1 protein-coding gene is annotated in these 1,649 nt (G+C 45.0%); it reads right to left on the bottom strand.

Features of this window, described 5'->3' with window-relative positions; translation table 11 throughout:
* Positions 1 to 1,226 (bottom strand): hypothetical protein (locus KDK15_RS09625; protein ID WP_257295141.1); only part of this gene is annotated, 1,226 nt, incomplete at its 3' end.
* Positions 1,227 to 1,649: the final 423 nt, after the last annotated feature.

The raw sequence follows: 1,649 nt of genomic DNA, 5'->3' as shown, positions 1-1,649 counted from the left end.
TTTTTTGCATACTCCCCGGAAATAATCAATTTTCTTTTATGGTCAGGTAGACCCAGCATTTTTGCCAGAGGTTCTGCCTTAAAATCCGGAACCTGAATCAGCATGTCCGCCAGGTAGTACCGTTGTGATGCCGTAAATACCGGGCTTGCATGTTCAGAACCACCAGCGGTCATGTTACTCAATAACCGGTTGGCTACTCTGAACTCCATCACCTCCGGTTTATTAAGGATGCGGACAACGTCAGTAATGGATAAACCGCCTTTGCTATTTCCACGGTTTTGCTGGTAAATCAGTTCCAGCAAAATCATTCTTTTAACCGTATCAGGAAAAAACTTGATTTTTTTCTGCATCGTCATAAACAGGGGGTGTTTAAGTAGCTCGGAATAACCACAGACCTGTGCCAGATATTCTGGGAGGATTTGCATTTGATTACAAAAAACGGAAACCAAATCCCGTATACTTAACAACCGATCGGGCTCGCCGTTATTTTCTGATAACATCCTTTTGGATTGGTATTCTGGAAGCTGATGATAATCCAGACCCAGTTTGGGACAAACTTCCGTCTCAACTAACCAGCGACTGCCACTTTCACAAATAACAGCACACAGATTGGCGAAGGTTAGCAGTTGCTGTTCGTCTGCCCGCCATAACAGCTCTGCGACATAGACATTCCATTCTCCGACCAGTAGTGGCAATAAGGCTTCCCGGTCAGCGTCAGGCAGATCTAATCTGGCGGCAAGAGAATAACCTTGTTCTTCATCCAAGTGCTTATTAACGATCAGGTAAGCATCTCTGGGTGAAATCCTGTCGTACCACGACCGATTGTCATTGTTATAGCAGTCAGGCTCCGCCGGGGAGAGAGATCCGCAGTCAAAAAAGCTTTTTGCTCTGGTGACAATTTCCTGTTTTCTATTGAAAACGTATTCATGATGGGAAGAGAATATAATAAAGGCGCGTATGTTATTTAGGAATTCTTCACGCAGCGCCATCTCCATGAGTTCGCTGACCCCCTGAGCCAACCTTTCTGGTAGCAAAAGGTTTGATGTTTCGGCGCAGGTGAGTAATTCACACAACTTGCTCTCGGGGTTGCTCAATGCAAGGTTTGTATCAATGCTTTTTATCATGTCATAGGGAACCTCCAGTACTAACCCGAGCCCCTGCCACTGTTGTGCGTCTATACCAGCATCTTTCAGGTATTTCAGGGCATTTTTGACGGCGTCTGTCATCGGTACCCGGCTACCGTATGTGGGTGCTTGTGAAATATTTCTTGATGTAACTGACGATGTGGTGGCGTGTGGATGCAGAGCTGAAGTACCTTGCGGGATCTGTGGGACTGTTATCTCAGAGACCGGCCTGACAGGGCATGCTTGATTGGATGGTATGGTACTGTCAGATTCAGGCGAACGGGCCTCTCGGGGTGACAGGATTGGAGCATGTGATTGAGTTGGAAAATTATTCATGGGAACATTGCTTTTCGTTGGCCTGATTTTTTTATTGGACTCGTTAATTGAATAAAAATTCCAGATAATCCCTTTGTTAACCCGGATATTTCCAGTTCGGAAAGAAACAGGAAAGAAGGAAAGAAGGAAAGAAAGAAAGAAGAAAGAAGAAAGAAGCAGTGACAGGTTTTGAATCTTGAATGTGTTCAA

Source organism: Endozoicomonas sp. YOMI1, assembly GCF_024606345.1.
In the GTDB taxonomy this organism is placed as follows: Bacteria; Pseudomonadota; Gammaproteobacteria; order Pseudomonadales; family Endozoicomonadaceae; genus Endozoicomonas.
The sequence above is the reverse complement of the archived record's forward strand: the minus strand, read 5'-3'. Positions and strand labels throughout refer to the sequence as shown.